Consider the following 13,688-nt stretch of genomic DNA (forward strand, 5'->3'; position numbering starts at 1 on the left):
TGGTGGGGTCTCTTACAGCGTGCGGGCGGCGAGGAACTGTTCCAGCGCCGGGAGATCGTCGGTGTTGATGTGGTTTACTCCTGCCTTGTGCAGCTCCGTCCACACAGCCTCCCTGGCCGCGCCAGCCTGGTCCGGGGTGGCCCAGAAGCGGACCCGGTAGCCGGCGGCGTGGGCGGTTTCCACGTATGCCTGGAGTTTGGCACGCTCGGACTCAGGCATTGGTCCGACGCCCTGCCAGCTGAAGAGCCTGGTCCAGTTGTCACTGACCAGGGGCATCAGGTGCGCGGACATGCCGGTGTTGAGGTCACCGGAGCGGCCGTCATAGAACGTGAACCTCTTGTCCGCCGCCTCCATGGTGGCCAGGGGCCGGTTTCCGCTCACCACCGCCGTGACCGGTCCGGTTTTGGTCTTGCCATTGCTGTAGCGGCTCATGATGGCCGGGTGTTCGCTGAGTTCCTGCTCGATGGCGGCATAGGTGGTTTCGGCCTCGCTCTTGATGTCGATCAGCAGCTGGAGGCTGCCGTCCCACTGCGGATAGACACTGTGGCCCCGCTGGCGCACCAGGTCTTCGAGGGGATCCAGGTAGAGGCTTTCCAGCGTCACGCCCGGCTGGACGTCTTCAAGGTCGTGCGCCACCAGCAGTTCGCCGTCCACCAGCCAGACATCGGCTTCAACACTGGTAAAACCGTGTTCGAGGGCGTCGAAGAGCGGACGGTCGTGCTCATAGTCGTTGTGGGCGTGGGCGGCTGCAAGCGGCTGACCCAGGACCACGGGCTTTGGTGCGGTGGCGGCGGTTGCCGGGGCGGCGATTCCCGTCACCGACGTGACGGCTACAAGGACGGTAATGGCGCTTTTCAGGAACACAGAGTTCTCCTCGGATGCAGCTCAGGGGTCACCACCCGGATTTGCGGCGCCGGGCGGGAGGGTGCCTGAAGAGCCTTCCAGCCATGGACCAACAAGCGGGGACGCTGCGGTTTCATCGCCGTGAACGGCAGGTGTCCCTTGGCTGCGGGCCCGGCCGAGAAAAAGCGGACGACGGCGGAACCTCCCGCCGTCGTCCGCTTCGCTTTCGCTGCCGCTCGTGCTGCACAGGCCTGACGTACTACACTCTGAAAGCAGTTTGCAGATTGCCGCGTTTTCAGCAGGGCAACGTGCATTCTGCGGCAGAACTACCAATGGAGGTAAGGCCTGTGGTGTCAGTCGACGGTGTGGATGCCAGAATTGTAAGGTTCTTTACCGACTCACCGAGGTCATCGGTGCTGGAGGCTTCGCGGATTCTCAAGATCTCCCGCGCCACGGTCCAGTCGCGGCTGGACAAGATGGTGGAGAACGGCGTCATCGAATCGTGGGTGCCGCAACCGGACCCGGCCCGCTTCGGCTTCCCGGTAGTCTCCTTTTGCTCGCTGACGATCAATCAGGACATGGGCCACGACGCAGTGGTCGCAGTCCTCGCAAGAATTCCTGAACTGATGGAGATACACACTGTTTCCGGGAGTTTTGACCTGATGGTGCGCATCGTTGCCCGGTCCAATTCGGATCTGCAGCGTGTTCTTGATGCCATGATCGCGACGAAAACGATTCTTCGCTCATCCTCGGTAATCGTCCTGAACACCCATTTCCAGGGCAGGACGCTGCCGCTCCTGGAGGCTGCGGCTACCTGATCTCAACATCCCGTTCTGACTTGCCGCGGGAACCTGCCGCTACCTTGCAGGCGACGGCGATACCCGCGGTGAGTGCAATGGTGGACAGGAGCTGCGTCCTGGCAACGGGATCGAAACAGGTCAGGATGAGGATGGCCCCGAGGATCACCATGCCAGCGGTGGTCAGGTAGGGAAAGGCCCGCATCCGCAAGGTGAGGGCCTGGCCGGCCTGGTCCGCGCGCCGTCGAAGGACGAACTGGGACAAAAGCACCGATGCCCACACCAGAAGGACGGTTGACCCCACGAGGTTCAGCAGTGCCGGCAGTATCCGTTCCGGAAAGAAGAGTTCCAGCACGGTGGAGACAATCCCCACCGCCACCGACACCAGCACAGCAACGACGGGCGCCTTCGCTTTGTTGAGGTGCAGCAGCAGCCTGGGCGCGTCCCCGCGCTCAGCCAGCGAGTAGATCATTCTCGAGGCACCGTAGAGGTTGGCGTTCAGCGCCGAAAGCAGGGCCACGACTGCCACCAGAATGATTGCCGTCTCCGCCCCCGGAATCCGGGCAACAGCCAGGACGGCGGCGAACGGAGAATTGAGCTCTTCAGAATCCCAGGGCACGACGGTCACGATGATGGCAAGTGAACCGATGTAGAAGACCATGATCCGCCAGACAACCGTGCGGATTGCCTTGCCTACGCTGCGGACGGGATCAGCTGTTTCCGCTGCGGCGACGCTGACTATTTCCGTTCCACCGAACGCAAAGACCACCACGAGAAGCGCGGAAGCGATTCCGGGCCAGCCCGCCGGCGCGAACCCGCCGTTATCAAAGATGTTGGTCAGCCCGGGGGAATTTGTATTGGGCAGCCAGCCGAAAATCAGGGCAGCGCCGATAAGGAGGAACAAGATGATGGCGGCCACCTTGAGGATGGCGAACCAGAACTCGAACTCTCCGTAGTTCTTCACGCCCGCGACGTTGATGACGGAGAAGACGCCGATAAACAGCAGGGACAGGAGCCATACTGACAGGCCCGGGAATACGGATCCCAGGAGGGATGCGGCGCCTATGGCTTCGGCTGCAATCACCACAACCAGCTGGAACCACCAAAGCCATCCGACGGTTGATCCGGCGGTCTTTCCAAAGGCCTTCTGTGTGTAGACGGAGAATGCTCCCGAACTGGGGTTCGCTGCGGCCAGCTCGCCAAGGGCCTGCATCACGATGATGACGAGCGTGCCCGCGACCAGGTAGGAGAGGAGCACGGCCGGCCCTGCCGCCTGGACGCCGACGCCGGACCCCAGGAACAGCCCGGCACCGATGGCGCTCCCCAACCCCATCATGGTCAGCTGGCGTGAATTCATGGACCGGCCCAGCCCGGGCCGTCCATCAGGGGGTGCAGCAGTGGTTGCAGTAACAGCAGTGTCCATGCAAATGCCTCATCAGAGTCGGGAGGCGGACGTGTGATCCGCCTCGAAGGAAGGTGGGGTGCCGGCCGGTTATTCACCCGGCGGGCGCCCGGGAGTGACGCTAGTCACTCAAAGGGGCGCAGGCAACACACCGGATGGAACGTGAGCAGCTTGCGCACCAGAAACGGCGTGAGGCAGGTCACTCCTAGCAGTTTGTCCGGCGCTGACCATGCAGCTTGTGCATGTGATGAGCGCTACTTACTGTCGGGAAAACAAGCGCTCCTGCGCTCCATTCTCCCATCTACTCCGCACACCAGGAGAACCATGAACATTCCGCAGCGCGCCGGACTAGAGAATTTTCCTCCCTATCGCCAAGGAAAAACTCCCCGGGACATCGATGGTCTTCAGGCCTTCAAACTCTCCGCCAATGAGAACCCCTATCCGCCCTTGCCCTCGGTGCTCGCGGCCGTCGCCGGTGCCGTAACCAGCATCAATCTCTACCCGGAGATGGCTGCCGAGGACCTCACCAGTGCCATCGCGGGGCGCTGGGGAGTTTCACCGGACAACGTGGCGCTCGGCGCCGGGTCCGTTGAGGTTGCCAGCCAGATCATCCACGCGGCCACCAACCCGGGCGACTACGTGATGTTCCCCTGGCGGTCCTTCGAGGCGTACCCGCTTCTAACCACAGCAGCAGGCGCCACACCCCAGCCGATTCCGCTGGGAGCCGACGGCGGCCACGACCTACCTGCGATGGCCGCGGCAGTGACGCCGCGGACGAAGGTCATTTTCATCTGCAACCCGAACAATCCCACAGGCACTGTTGTTGGGGCGCAGGCAGTGGACACCTTCATCCAGTCGGTTCCTTCGGACGTGCTGGTGGTGCTGGATGAGGCCTACGTTCACTTCAATTGCAGCCCTGACACCGCCGTCGGGATTGACATGTTCCGCAAATATCCCAACGTGGCAGTCCTGCACACTTTTTCCAAGGCCTACGGGCTCGCCGGATTGCGCCTTGGCTATGCCATCGGCGCGCCGGAGCTGGTCACCACCCTCCGCAAGGTTGCTGTCCCGTTCGGTGTCACGGCACTGGCCCAGCAGGCCGGACTGGCTTCCCTGGAAGCGGAGGGCGAACTCCAGGATCGGATCGATGTTCTCGTTGCCGAACGCCGCCGCATGTATTCCGCATTGCGTGACGCCGGTCTTCCCGTAATGCCGTCCGAAGCCAATTTCCTTTGGCTTGACAGCGGCGGGAGAACGTCCGCCCTGGCAGCCATGTTCGAGGAGAACGCCCTGTCCATCCGGGCTTTTCCCGATGAAGGAATCCGCATAACCATCGGAACCCCGGAAGCTAACGACAGGGTTCTGGACGTAGCCCGCCAGGCGGCCGGCTTGATAGTTGTGCTGCCTTGACTACAGAGGAATTGACATTGACTGAGCACCTTAACGTATCCGACGTCGTCGCGGAGGTCTGCGCACAGCACACTGAGGCCGTATTTGGCCTGATGGGCAACGGCAATGCCTTCTTCACCAGCAACCTCACCAGCCGCGGCCTCCAGTACATCAGTGCCCGGCATGAAGCCGGAACTGTGGCCATGGCAGATGCCTACTACCGGGCATCTGGCAAGATCGCTGTGGCAACAGTGACCTACGGGGCAGGCTTCACGAATGCTTTGACCGCCCTGACAGAAGCTGCGAAGGCACGGACACCGATGATCGTAGTGGTGGGCGAGGCCCCCAGCACGGGGCCGCGGCCCTGGGACATCGACCAGCTGATGGTCGCCCGGGGCCTGGGGGTTCTCACGCTTACGGTCGCTGCAGGAAACGCCGCCCGCCTCGCCGAGGAAGCCTGGGCGACGGCCCGCCGCGACCGGTGCCCCGTAGTTCTATCCATCCCCTATGACCTCTCGAGCGAACCCGCCGGACCCCAGGAACCAGTAACAGAGCAGGAGCCTGTTCCCCGGACAGCACCGGATCCCGTCATGGTTAGCCGTGTTGCGGCGCTGCTGAACCGGGCAACGCGGCCGCTTATCCTGGCCGGCAACGGCGCCGTCCTCTCCGGCGCGGGCGCGCACCTCGTGGAATTGGGTGACAAGATTGGTGCCCTCTTTGCCACCTCGGTGATGGCACGCAACTACCTCGAAACCCCCTGGGACCTTGGCATCGCAGGAGGCTTTGCCCGGAGTGTGCCGCTGCAGCTCATGCGCACAGCCGACGTCGTCCTGGTTGTTGGCGCCAGCCTCAACGCCTTCCAGACCCGTTATGGTTCCCTCTTCTCAGACAAAGCCGAGGTTGTGCAGATCGATGAACTGCACGCTCCTACCAACCCCAGGGTCACCTGCTTTGTTCAGTCTGATGCCGCATCAATGGCACAGTCGCTGACGGCAGCAGTCTCCCCCGTGATTGATGGCTGGCGGAGCAGGCATCCGGAAGTGGCCCTGGCTTCCTTCCCGGACGAACAACCCGCAGAAGAATTTGCGGCCGACGGCCGACTGAATCCCCGCGTTGTCGCCCAACAGCTCGATTCGCTCCTGCCTGCCGAACGGACCATCGTTCAGGACGGCGGCCACTTCTGTGGCTGGATCCCCATGTACTGCCAGGCACCTGACCCGCAAGGCCTCATGATGGTGGGCACAGCTTTCCAGTCAATCGGCCTGGGCATTCCGGCGGCGGCGGGGGCGGCGGTGGTGCGGCCGGACCGGATCACGGTTTTGGTTGCCGGGGACGGCGGCGCCCTGATGGCACTGGCTGACCTTGATACCGCGGTCCGCACCATCTCCAGTGGAGTCATGGTCGTCTTCAATGATGCGGCCTATGGTGCCGAAATCCACCAGTATGCGGCCCGGGGCCTCGACGACACGGCCATGCAGATACCGGAAGTCGACTTCAGCGCCATAGGACGGGCGATGGGCGCGCACGGAGTCAAGATGAGATCGCTGACTGACCTTCAGGTCCTGAAGGAATGGCTCGCCGCAGGCGCCGAGGGATTGTTCGTGCTCGACGTCGCCATCACCCAAAGCGAAGTGGCCGAATACATGCAGGAAAGCATGGCGCCCATCCTGGCTGCCATGGCACCCGCATAACACTCGCCCGCGCCCATTTCGATGGTTCCGTGCGCATTCGATGTTTACGAGCATCGTGCGCGCACGGAACCATCGAAACGGCGAAGGGCACGACGGCGGGAGCCTCCCGCCGTCGTGCCCTTCCTTGTTGCGCCGGCGGCTACACGAACTGGTACAGCAGCGCAGCCATGCCGAAGCCGACCATCGACAGCACCGTTTCCAGGACGGTCCAGGTCTTCAGGGTGTCCTTGACCGACATGTTGAAGTACTTGGCGATAATCCAGAAGCCGCCGTCATTGACGTGGCTGGCGATGATCGAGCCGGAGGAGATGGCGATAGCGATCAGGGCCAGCTGTGGCTGGGAAAAGTCGCCGGTGGTGAGTACGGGTGCCAGGATTCCGCCGGTGGTCACGATGGCCACCGTGGCGGAGCCCTGGGCAATGCGCATGCCGCAGGCAATCACGTAGGCGGAGAGGATCAGCGGGAGTCCGGCGGTTGCCAGGGAGTCAGCTACGGCCTTGCCCACACCGGTCGCTGAGAGCACGGCGCCAAAGAACGCGCCCGCACCAACCACCAGCAGGATCATGCCCACCGGCTTCAGCGAGGCGGAGCTGAGATCGGACAGATCCTTCGCCGTCATGCCCCGCCGGGTTCCGAGCAGGTACATGGACAGGCCCACTGCAACGGTCAACGCGATGGCAGGGTTACCGAAGAACACCAGGACGTCACGAAGGGTGCCCGCGGGCAGGAACACGTTGCCGAAAGTCGCGCCCAGGATCAGGACCATGGGCAGCCCAATCGCCAGCGAGACCACACCAATGGACGGCTCCTGGCCCTTGGCTTCTTCAGCTTCGGGGATGACCCGGTCCTCAGGCACTTCCACCATCACGCGCTTGCCGATCCACGTGCCCCAGAGAATGCCGGAGGCGAACCAGGCAGGGATGCCGCAGGCCAGGCCCATCAGGATGATCCAGCCAAGTTCCACACCGAACAGGCCGGCGGCGGCCACCGGGCCGGGGTGCGGCGGCAGGAAGGCGTGTGTCACGGAGAGGCCGGCCAGGAGCGGCAGTGCATAGAGCGCCAGGGACTTCCCGCCACGGATGGCGGCCACGTAGACCAGCGGCGCCAGCACAAAGATGCCGATGTCGAAGAACACCGGGATACCCAGCACAAAGCCAGTGATGCCCATGGCCAGTGGGGTGCCCTTTTCGCCGAACACCTTCACGAGCTTGCCCAACAGTACTTCCGCACCGCCGGAGCGTTCGAGGATCGCGCCGAGCACGGTACCGAGGCCGATGATCAAGGTGATGTGCCCAAGGATTCCGGCGAAGCCCTTCTCAATCAGGGCGTCACCGCTCTTGGTGGGCGATCCCACCAGTTCTTCGATGGTGATGCCGCCGAGCAGCGCCACCACCACACTGGTTCCCACCAGGGCGATAAACGGCTCGATCTTGACCTTGATGATCAGGTACAGCAGCAGGGCAATGCCCGTGCCTGCAAGGACAAGCAGGCCAACGGTGTCGTTCCGCAGCCAGTCCAGGAATTCATTCATGAGGTTGCTTTTCTACTTGAGGGCGCCGGTGAAGGCGGCGGCCCTGGCCGAAATGTCCGTCCAGTCGCCGGCGGCGACTGCGGCTGGTGGGACAACACTGGTTCCGCAGCACACAGCTGTGGCACCGGCGTCGAGGTAGCTCCTGGCGTTGGAGGCGTCAATGCCGCCGGACGGCAGGAGCCGGATGCCCGGGTACGGGCCTTGGAGGTCTTTCAGGTACACCGGACCGAGCTGCCGGGCCGGGAAGATTTTGACGACGTCGGAACCCAGGTCCAGCGCCTGCGCCACCTCAGTGGGCGTCATGGCGCCGAGGCTGAAGGGAATACCGGCGGCCGCGGCCACGGCGGCGACATCCGGCCGCAGGCCCGGGGTCACCAGGAACTGCGCGCCGGCATCGATCGCCGCCCGCGCCTGGTCGGCGGTAAGCACCGTTCCGACTCCGACGGCGGCACCGTGCTGCGCTGCCGTCTCGGCCGCACGCTTCACGTGGGTGAGCACGTCCGGGGTGGTGAACGTCAACTCCACACTGCGGATGCCGCCGTCGGCCAGCGCCTGGCAGAGCTCTGCCGCGTCCGGAATGGAGGGAGCTCGGACGACTGCGAGGGTGCGGTCTGTCTCGAGCTGGCGGATGAATTCTTCGGGAGTCATGCGCTGGTTCCTGTTCTGGTGAGTCCGTCGCTGTGGCGGCGGAGCGCCCGGCCGGCTCGGGCGCCGGTGGGTTGGCCGCCGTCGATGGCCGGAGTGCCGTTGACGAAGACGTAGTGGATGCCGGCAGCTGCCTGGCGGGGGTTTTCGAAGGTAGCTGTATCGCTGACGGTCTCCGGGTCGAAGAGCACAAGGTCCGCTGCGAAGCCTTCACGGACCAGGCCGCGGCCGTCCAGCTTGAGCCGCGCGGCAGGCCGGCCGGTCAGGTGGTGGACCGTTTCTTCCAGGCTCAGCAGCCCCAGCTCGCGGCTGTAGTGGCCCAGGTAGCGCGGGAAGGTTCCCCAGGCGCGGGGGTGCGGTTTGCCGCCCACCAGGAGTCCGTCGCTGCCGCCGGTATGCGTGCGGTGCACCATGATGGCCTGGACGTTTTCCTCATGGCCAACGTGCTGGAGGATGCCGGTCCCGCAACGGTCTTCGAGAAGGATCCCGGTGAAGACATCAAACGGTTCGCGGCCTTCCGCGGCGGCAATGGCTGCGATGGTTTTTCCCACGTAGCCGGCGAGCGCGGGGTTTTGCACGCCGCTGATTTCCAGCGTGTCCCATTCGGCCACCACGCCATGGCAGCCGTCGGAGCCGTAGATTTCCACGTTTTCGCGGATCCTGGCCTTCGCCTCCGGATCGCGCAGCCGCTGCAGGGTGGCGTCGGTGCCGCCGGCGGAGGCCCAGCTGGGCAGGATCGCGGAGAGCGTGGTGGCGCCGGGCAGGTAGGGGTAGGTGTCCAGCGTGATGTCCACGCCCTCATCCAGTGCCTCGTCGATGAGGTCCAAAAGGTCACCGGCGCGGCCCTTGTTTTCGGCGAAGTTCATGGTGGCGTGGGACAGGTGCAGCGCGCAGCCGGTGTCCCGGCTCAGGCCGATCATCTCGGCATACGCGCCCAGTGCGCCTTTGCCGTAGGAACGGTGGTGAGGGGCGTAGAAACCACCCAGCTCTCCCACCGTGGTGCACAGCGCACCCAGTTCCTCGGTGGTGGCGTACATCCCGGGGGTGTAGGTCAATCCGGAGGACATCCCGACGGCGCCCTCTGCCATCCCGGCCCGGACCACCTCCTGCATCTGCTCCAGTTGTGTGGCCGTGGGCTCACCTTCGTTGAAGCCCATCACCAGCGCCCGCACTGTGCCCTGCGGCACCAGGTAGGCGGCGTTGGTTGCAATCCTGGCGCCGTCCTTGTCCTCCGAGTCGAGGCGGTCAAGGTACTCCCCCACCGTGCGCCAGTTCCAGTCGAAATCATCGGGGTTGTCATTCCAGCCGGCGATCTTCTGCCGGACCCCGGCCAGGGTGGCATCATCTACGGGGGCGTAGGACAGGCCGTCCTGGCCCAGCAGTTCGGTGGTGACGCCCTGGCTGAGCTTGGCGTAATGGTCCGGGTTCACCAGTAACTGCAGGTCGGAGTGGGCATGCATGTCGATAAAACCGGGGCTCAGGACCAGGCCCGTGGCGTCAATGGTGCGGTCCGCTTCCGGCGAAGCGTCATCCAAAGCCAGGGTTCCGGCGTCGGCGATCTTCACGATCCGGGTCCCGTCCAGCAGGACGTCGGCGTTCCGCCGCGGCCCGCCTGTGCCGTCAATGAGGATGGCGTTGCTGATGAGTGTTTTCATCCGGTGCTCCTAGAAAAAGGTGTGGATGAGGTCGACGACGGTCTGGCCCTTTTCTGCGTCGGCCAGTACCGGGATCAGTGTCCACTTGTCGAAGGCCGTGCAGGGGTGTGAAAGGCCAAGGCGCACTACGTCACCGGGGCGCACCGTGGTGGTACCGGCGTCGAACGCCATGAAGCAGTGCTGGTCATTGACGGCGGTGACGGTGGCGCCTTCGAGGGCAGTCATGAGCCCGCCCAGGGCGGGGCCGATCAGCTGCGGGCGGGGCAGGCCCTCGTCCACGGGGAGGTCCCGCTTGCCGGCATCGAGAATGGCGAGGCCGGGTTCCGGCTGGGATACCACGCGAGCCCAACCATGCATCCCGGCCCGGAACGGCTGGCCGCCGTGGCGGGAGAACGGTGAGATGCCGCGGTAGAAACCGTCGTCGTGGATGATGTAGGCGCCGCTGCGGATCATCAGCTGCACGTTGGCGCTGATGCAGGGCGAAAGCACGTCAACCACATCGTCGAAGTAGGCGCTGCCGCCGGCAGTCAGGATGATCTGGTCCGTGCCGTAGAGGCCGTCGGCCAGGAGCTGTTCGTGGAGCTGGCGCATCTGGTTCAGGTAACCGCGGACGGCGGCGAGCGCCCCGGCCTCGGCTGTGTGGGCAAGCGACCCTTCGTAGCCGCTCACGCCCACGAGCCGCAGATGCGGGGAGACAGCGACGGCGCGGGCTACTTCGAGTGCGGCGTCAACACCTCGGGCTCCGGTGCGGCCACCCATGCCGCCCAGCTCCACCAGGACGTCCAGGACGGCGCCGCTGGCGGCGGCTTCGAGGGTGCGGTTGATGACGTCCACCGTGCCGGTGGAATCCACCCAGGACAGGACGGTCTGATCCGGCCCGATGACCGAGGCGACCCACTCGATTGCATGAGGGTCGGTGAGGCTGTTGGCCAGCTGGAGCCGGCGGACGCCGAACTCGCGGCCCACCCGGAGTTGGGCGAAGTTGGCCACGGTGATGCCCCAGGCGCCGCGGTCCAGCTGTTCGGCCCAGAGCTGCGGGGCCATGGTGGTTTTGCCGTGCGGTGCCAGCAGGACGTTGTGTTCTGCACACCAACCGGCCAGGCGGTCCGCGTTGGATCGGAGCGCCGTGGCATCGAGGGTAAGGAGCGGCGTCTGCAGGTCCGCGAGGGAGGGCTTGCCGGCGAGGAAGTCCCGGTGGCTGGTGCCGTGGGCGGCGGCGGGCACGGCCTTGTGCCGCCAGTCGAGCCGCACGTCTGCAAGACGGGCCACAGCGTCTGCCGCAATGGCAGGGACTGTTGCTCCGGCGTCGGGCATGGAGGTATTCACCAGTTCGTTCCCTTCATGGTGGGCAATTCGCTGCATTGCGTATTTTGCAACGCGGGTTGCAAACCTGTTGGTGATATGTCTAACATGGTGCAGGATTGGGAGTCAAGGCCGGGATATGTCCGGCCGGCCATTTCCCGGCCGAGGAAATCTCCTTCCCCGGCCTGCAGAAACTGCCGCTGAAAAGCGCAAGAGTGAGTGCGGGAGACACATGCTTTCAGCTGTATGCATGGGCGAAACGATGGCCATGCTCACCCCGGTGGAAACAGTTCCACTGCACCTGGCCACGGAGCTGCATTGTGGTGTGGGTGGTGCGGAGTCGAACGTCGCCATGGGGTTGGCCGCCATGGGCCTGGACTCACACTGGGTAGGCCGGGTTGGCAAGGACGGCTTCGGTATCCGGATCCTTGACGAACTCGGCGGCCACGGTGTTGGCATCACCGGAGTCGAGGTCGACCCGGATCTGCCCACCGGCCTGTATGTGAAGGTCCCGGCCCAGGAATCTGATCCCGACGGCGGCAGCTCGGTCCTGTACTACCGTCAGGGCTCCGCCGCCTCCGCCATGGGTCCGGACACCCTGGCAAATCCCGCCGTCGCCGGATTGCTCGAGCGCGCCGCCCTCATCCATCTGAGCGGCATCACCGCCGCGCTCTCGGCCGGCTGCCTCGAGCTGACCGAAACCATCCTGGCAGCTCCCCGGGAGGACCGGCTGATCAGTTTCGACGTCAATTGGCGCCCGGCTCTGTGGGAGGGCCGGGACCGCTCCGTCCTGCAGCGCCTGGCCAACCTGGCGGACGTCGTCCTGGTGGGCAAGGACGAGGCTGAACATGCCTTCGGTACCACCGATGAGGCCGAACTCCGCCGCCTGATGCCCGATCCGGCAGTTCTGGTGATCAAGAACGAGGCCATCAGTGCCATCGCACTGCAACGGGACGGAAGCCGGGCAGAGGTTCCGGCCCTGTCGGTTGACGTGCTGGAACCAGTGGGGGCAGGCGATTCGTTTGCCGCCGGCTACCTCAGCGGCATGCTCTATGGGCTCGACCAGAAAGCGAGCCTGCGCCGCGGCCATGTGGCTGCCGCCTGCACACTCACGGTGCACGGTGACCGCGGTCCGTTGCCCGGGGCCGCCCAACTTTCTGCCATCCTTGAATCCACGGATGTCCAGTGGGCCGGCATCCATGTGTCCGCCGGGCACTTCGACACCAAAGACCGGAGCGTGGCGCCGTGAGCCAAAGCCTGATGCGGGCCATGGACCTGCTTGCCGAACTGGCGGCCAAGCCGGCCAGCCTGGACGAACTTGCCTCCAACGCGTCCGTGCACAAGACCACCGTGATGCGGTTGCTGCATGCCCTGGAGGAGAAGCGATTTGTGGTCCGGGATGAGGACCAGCGCTTCCGCCTCGGCCCCAAGCTGTTCGAACTCTCTTCCCTGGCCCTGGAACAGCGGGATATCCGCGCGGTGGCCCGCCCGCACCTGGCCGAGCTGAACGGCCGTACCGGACACACCGTGCACCTTGCCGAGTTCGAGGGCAAAGAGGTGGTGTACATCGACAAATTCGAATCCCACCATCCTGTCCGGATGTACTCGCGGATCGGCCTCACGGCGTCCCTGCACTCCGCGGCTGTCTCTAAAGTACTGCTGGCAGATATGCCCCGCAGCCGCCAGGAACGCATTGCCGCGGACCTGGACTACGTCAAAGTTACCGAAAACACCCTGACCTCGCCGGAGGCCCTGCTGGCCGAACTGGAGCAGGTCAGGATGCAGGGCTGGGCCCACGACAACGCCGAGCACGAGGCTTTTGTGCACTGCATCGCCGCGCCCATCCGCGATGCCAGCGGCGCCGTTGTGGCCGCAGCTTCCTGTTCGGTACCGGTGGTGATGCTCAGCTACGAAGGACTGCTGGAGCTGCTGCCGGACCTCAAAGCCAGCACCGAGGCCATCTCGCGTGACCTCGGCTGGATCAGCCACGAAAGGACCTCATCATGAGTGAAAAAGAAATTGTACTGACTGACAACGCCCCCGCCCCCGCACACGTCTTCTCCCAGGGCATCAAAAAGGGCGGCATGTTCCAGGTCTCCGGGCAGGGCCCCATGGATCCGGCCACCAACCAGTACATCGGCGACGGCGACGTCCGCGTCCAGACCCGCCGCACCCTGCAAAACGTCAAGGCCATCCTGGAGGCCGGCGGTTCTTCAGTTGAAGACGTGCTGATGTTCCGCGTCTACCTGACCACCCGCGATGACTTCCCGGCCATGAACGAGGTCTACGGCGAATTCATCCGTGAAAACGTCCCCAGCGGCCAGCTCCCCAGCCGCACCACGGTCTTCGTAGACCTCCCGCACGAGGTAATGCTGGTGGAGATCGACGCCCTGGCCGTGACGGGCTAGTTTCCCCCAGCGCCCGTGCCCGGTT

The 13,688-nt window shown here is 64.6% G+C and carries 12 protein-coding genes; 6 read left to right on the forward strand and 6 right to left on the reverse strand.

All coding sequences use genetic code 11. The features are described from left to right. Positions 1 to 12: 12 nt before the first annotated feature. Entirely contained in the window at positions 13 to 864 is an 852-nt protein-coding gene (locus AC50X5_RS15190) for a phosphatidylinositol-specific phospholipase C/glycerophosphodiester phosphodiesterase family protein (protein ID WP_494976906.1), read from the reverse strand. Positions 865 to 1,193: 329 nt separating this feature from the next. Here AC50X5_RS15190 and AC50X5_RS15195 point away from each other — a divergent pair, with 329 nt between their 5' ends. Then, a complete protein-coding gene (locus tag AC50X5_RS15195; protein WP_494976969.1) occupies positions 1,194 to 1,661 on the forward strand; it encodes an Lrp/AsnC family transcriptional regulator in 468 nt (155 codons plus the stop codon). Here AC50X5_RS15195 and AC50X5_RS15200 read toward each other — a convergent pair. Beyond that, positions 1,654 to 3,063, reverse strand: a complete 1,410-nt coding sequence (locus AC50X5_RS15200; protein WP_494976907.1) for an amino acid permease — start codon at positions 3,061 to 3,063, stop codon at positions 1,654 to 1,656. The two genes, AC50X5_RS15195 and AC50X5_RS15200, sit on opposite strands and share 8 nt — an antisense overlap. Before the next feature lie 303 nt (positions 3,064 to 3,366). Between AC50X5_RS15200 and hisC the strand changes: the two genes are divergently transcribed. After that, on the forward strand, positions 3,367 to 4,452 hold the full coding sequence (hisC, locus tag AC50X5_RS15205; protein ID WP_494976908.1) for a histidinol-phosphate transaminase: 1,086 nt from the start codon (positions 3,367 to 3,369) through the stop codon (positions 4,450 to 4,452). Positions 4,453 to 4,469: 17 nt separating this feature from the next. After that, entirely contained in the window at positions 4,470 to 6,122 is a 1,653-nt protein-coding gene (locus AC50X5_RS15210; RefSeq protein ID WP_494976909.1) for a thiamine pyrophosphate-binding protein, read from the forward strand. Positions 6,123 to 6,261: 139 nt separating this feature from the next. Here AC50X5_RS15210 and AC50X5_RS15215 read toward each other — a convergent pair whose 3' ends face one another. Genes AC50X5_RS15215 through AC50X5_RS15230 form a run of 4 tightly spaced genes read right to left on the reverse strand, consistent with a single transcriptional unit; the run spans position 6,262 to position 11,315 of the window. After that, the gene (locus tag AC50X5_RS15215) at positions 6,262 to 7,653 is read right to left on the reverse strand and encodes a GntP family permease (protein ID WP_494976910.1); all 1,392 of its coding nucleotides are present in this window, start codon (positions 7,651 to 7,653) and stop codon (positions 6,262 to 6,264) included. 12 nt (positions 7,654 to 7,665) lie between these two features. Next, positions 7,666 to 8,301: a bifunctional 4-hydroxy-2-oxoglutarate aldolase/2-dehydro-3-deoxy-phosphogluconate aldolase gene (locus tag AC50X5_RS15220; RefSeq protein ID WP_494976911.1), complete on the reverse strand. Its 636-nt coding sequence runs from the start codon at positions 8,299 to 8,301 to the stop codon at positions 7,666 to 7,668. Beyond that, positions 8,298 to 9,953 (reverse strand): N-acyl-D-amino-acid deacylase family protein, encoded by a 1,656-nt coding sequence (locus AC50X5_RS15225; protein WP_494976912.1) that lies wholly within the window; start codon positions 9,951 to 9,953, stop codon positions 8,298 to 8,300. The genes AC50X5_RS15220 and AC50X5_RS15225 overlap by 4 nt, the downstream gene beginning before the upstream one ends. A gap of 9 nt (positions 9,954 to 9,962) precedes the next feature. Beyond that, positions 9,963 to 11,315 carry a type III PLP-dependent enzyme domain-containing protein gene (locus AC50X5_RS15230; RefSeq protein WP_494976913.1) on the reverse strand — a complete coding sequence of 451 codons (1,353 nt, stop codon included), beginning with the start codon at positions 11,313 to 11,315 and terminating at the stop codon, positions 9,963 to 9,965. Between the two features lie 172 nt (positions 11,316 to 11,487). On the opposite strand from AC50X5_RS15230, the gene AC50X5_RS15235 reads away from it, so the two are divergent. From AC50X5_RS15235 to AC50X5_RS15245, 3 genes are read left to right on the forward strand one after another with little or no spacing between them, the layout of a single operon-like run. Beyond that, on the forward strand, positions 11,488 to 12,504 hold the full coding sequence (locus AC50X5_RS15235; protein WP_494976914.1) for a sugar kinase: 1,017 nt from the start codon (positions 11,488 to 11,490) through the stop codon (positions 12,502 to 12,504). Further along, positions 12,501 to 13,262 carry an IclR family transcriptional regulator gene (locus tag AC50X5_RS15240; RefSeq protein WP_494976915.1) on the forward strand — a complete coding sequence of 254 codons (762 nt, stop codon included), beginning with the start codon at positions 12,501 to 12,503 and terminating at the stop codon, positions 13,260 to 13,262. Before AC50X5_RS15235 ends, AC50X5_RS15240 begins: the two co-directional genes overlap by 4 nt. After that, positions 13,259 to 13,663, forward strand: coding sequence for a RidA family protein (locus tag AC50X5_RS15245; protein WP_494976916.1), 405 nt, complete (start codon positions 13,259 to 13,261; stop codon positions 13,661 to 13,663). Before AC50X5_RS15240 ends, AC50X5_RS15245 begins: the two co-directional genes overlap by 4 nt. Positions 13,664 to 13,688: the final 25 nt, after the last annotated feature.

The organism is Pseudarthrobacter sp. MDT1-40-2 (assembly GCF_059383595.1).

Excerpts from the sequence above, each read along its gene's own strand:
- AC50X5_RS15200 (WP_494976907.1), bottom strand. The coding sequence starts at position 3,063 with ATGGACACTGCTGTTACTGCAACCACTGCTGCACCCCCTGATGGACGG.
- hisC (WP_494976908.1), top strand. The coding sequence starts at position 3,367 with ATGAACATTCCGCAGCGCGCCGGACTAGAGAATTTTCCTCCCTATCGC.
- AC50X5_RS15215 (WP_494976910.1), bottom strand. The coding sequence starts at position 7,653 with ATGAATGAATTCCTGGACTGGCTGCGGAACGACACCGTTGGCCTGCTT.
- AC50X5_RS15220 (WP_494976911.1), bottom strand. The coding sequence starts at position 8,301 with ATGACTCCCGAAGAATTCATCCGCCAGCTCGAGACAGACCGCACCCTC.
- AC50X5_RS15225 (WP_494976912.1), bottom strand. The coding sequence starts at position 9,953 with ATGAAAACACTCATCAGCAACGCCATCCTCATTGACGGCACAGGCGGG.
- AC50X5_RS15230 (WP_494976913.1), bottom strand. The coding sequence starts at position 11,315 with ATGCAGCGAATTGCCCACCATGAAGGGAACGAACTGGTGAATACCTCC.
- AC50X5_RS15235 (WP_494976914.1), top strand. The coding sequence starts at position 11,488 with ATGCTTTCAGCTGTATGCATGGGCGAAACGATGGCCATGCTCACCCCG.
- AC50X5_RS15245 (WP_494976916.1), top strand. The coding sequence starts at position 13,259 with ATGAGTGAAAAAGAAATTGTACTGACTGACAACGCCCCCGCCCCCGCA.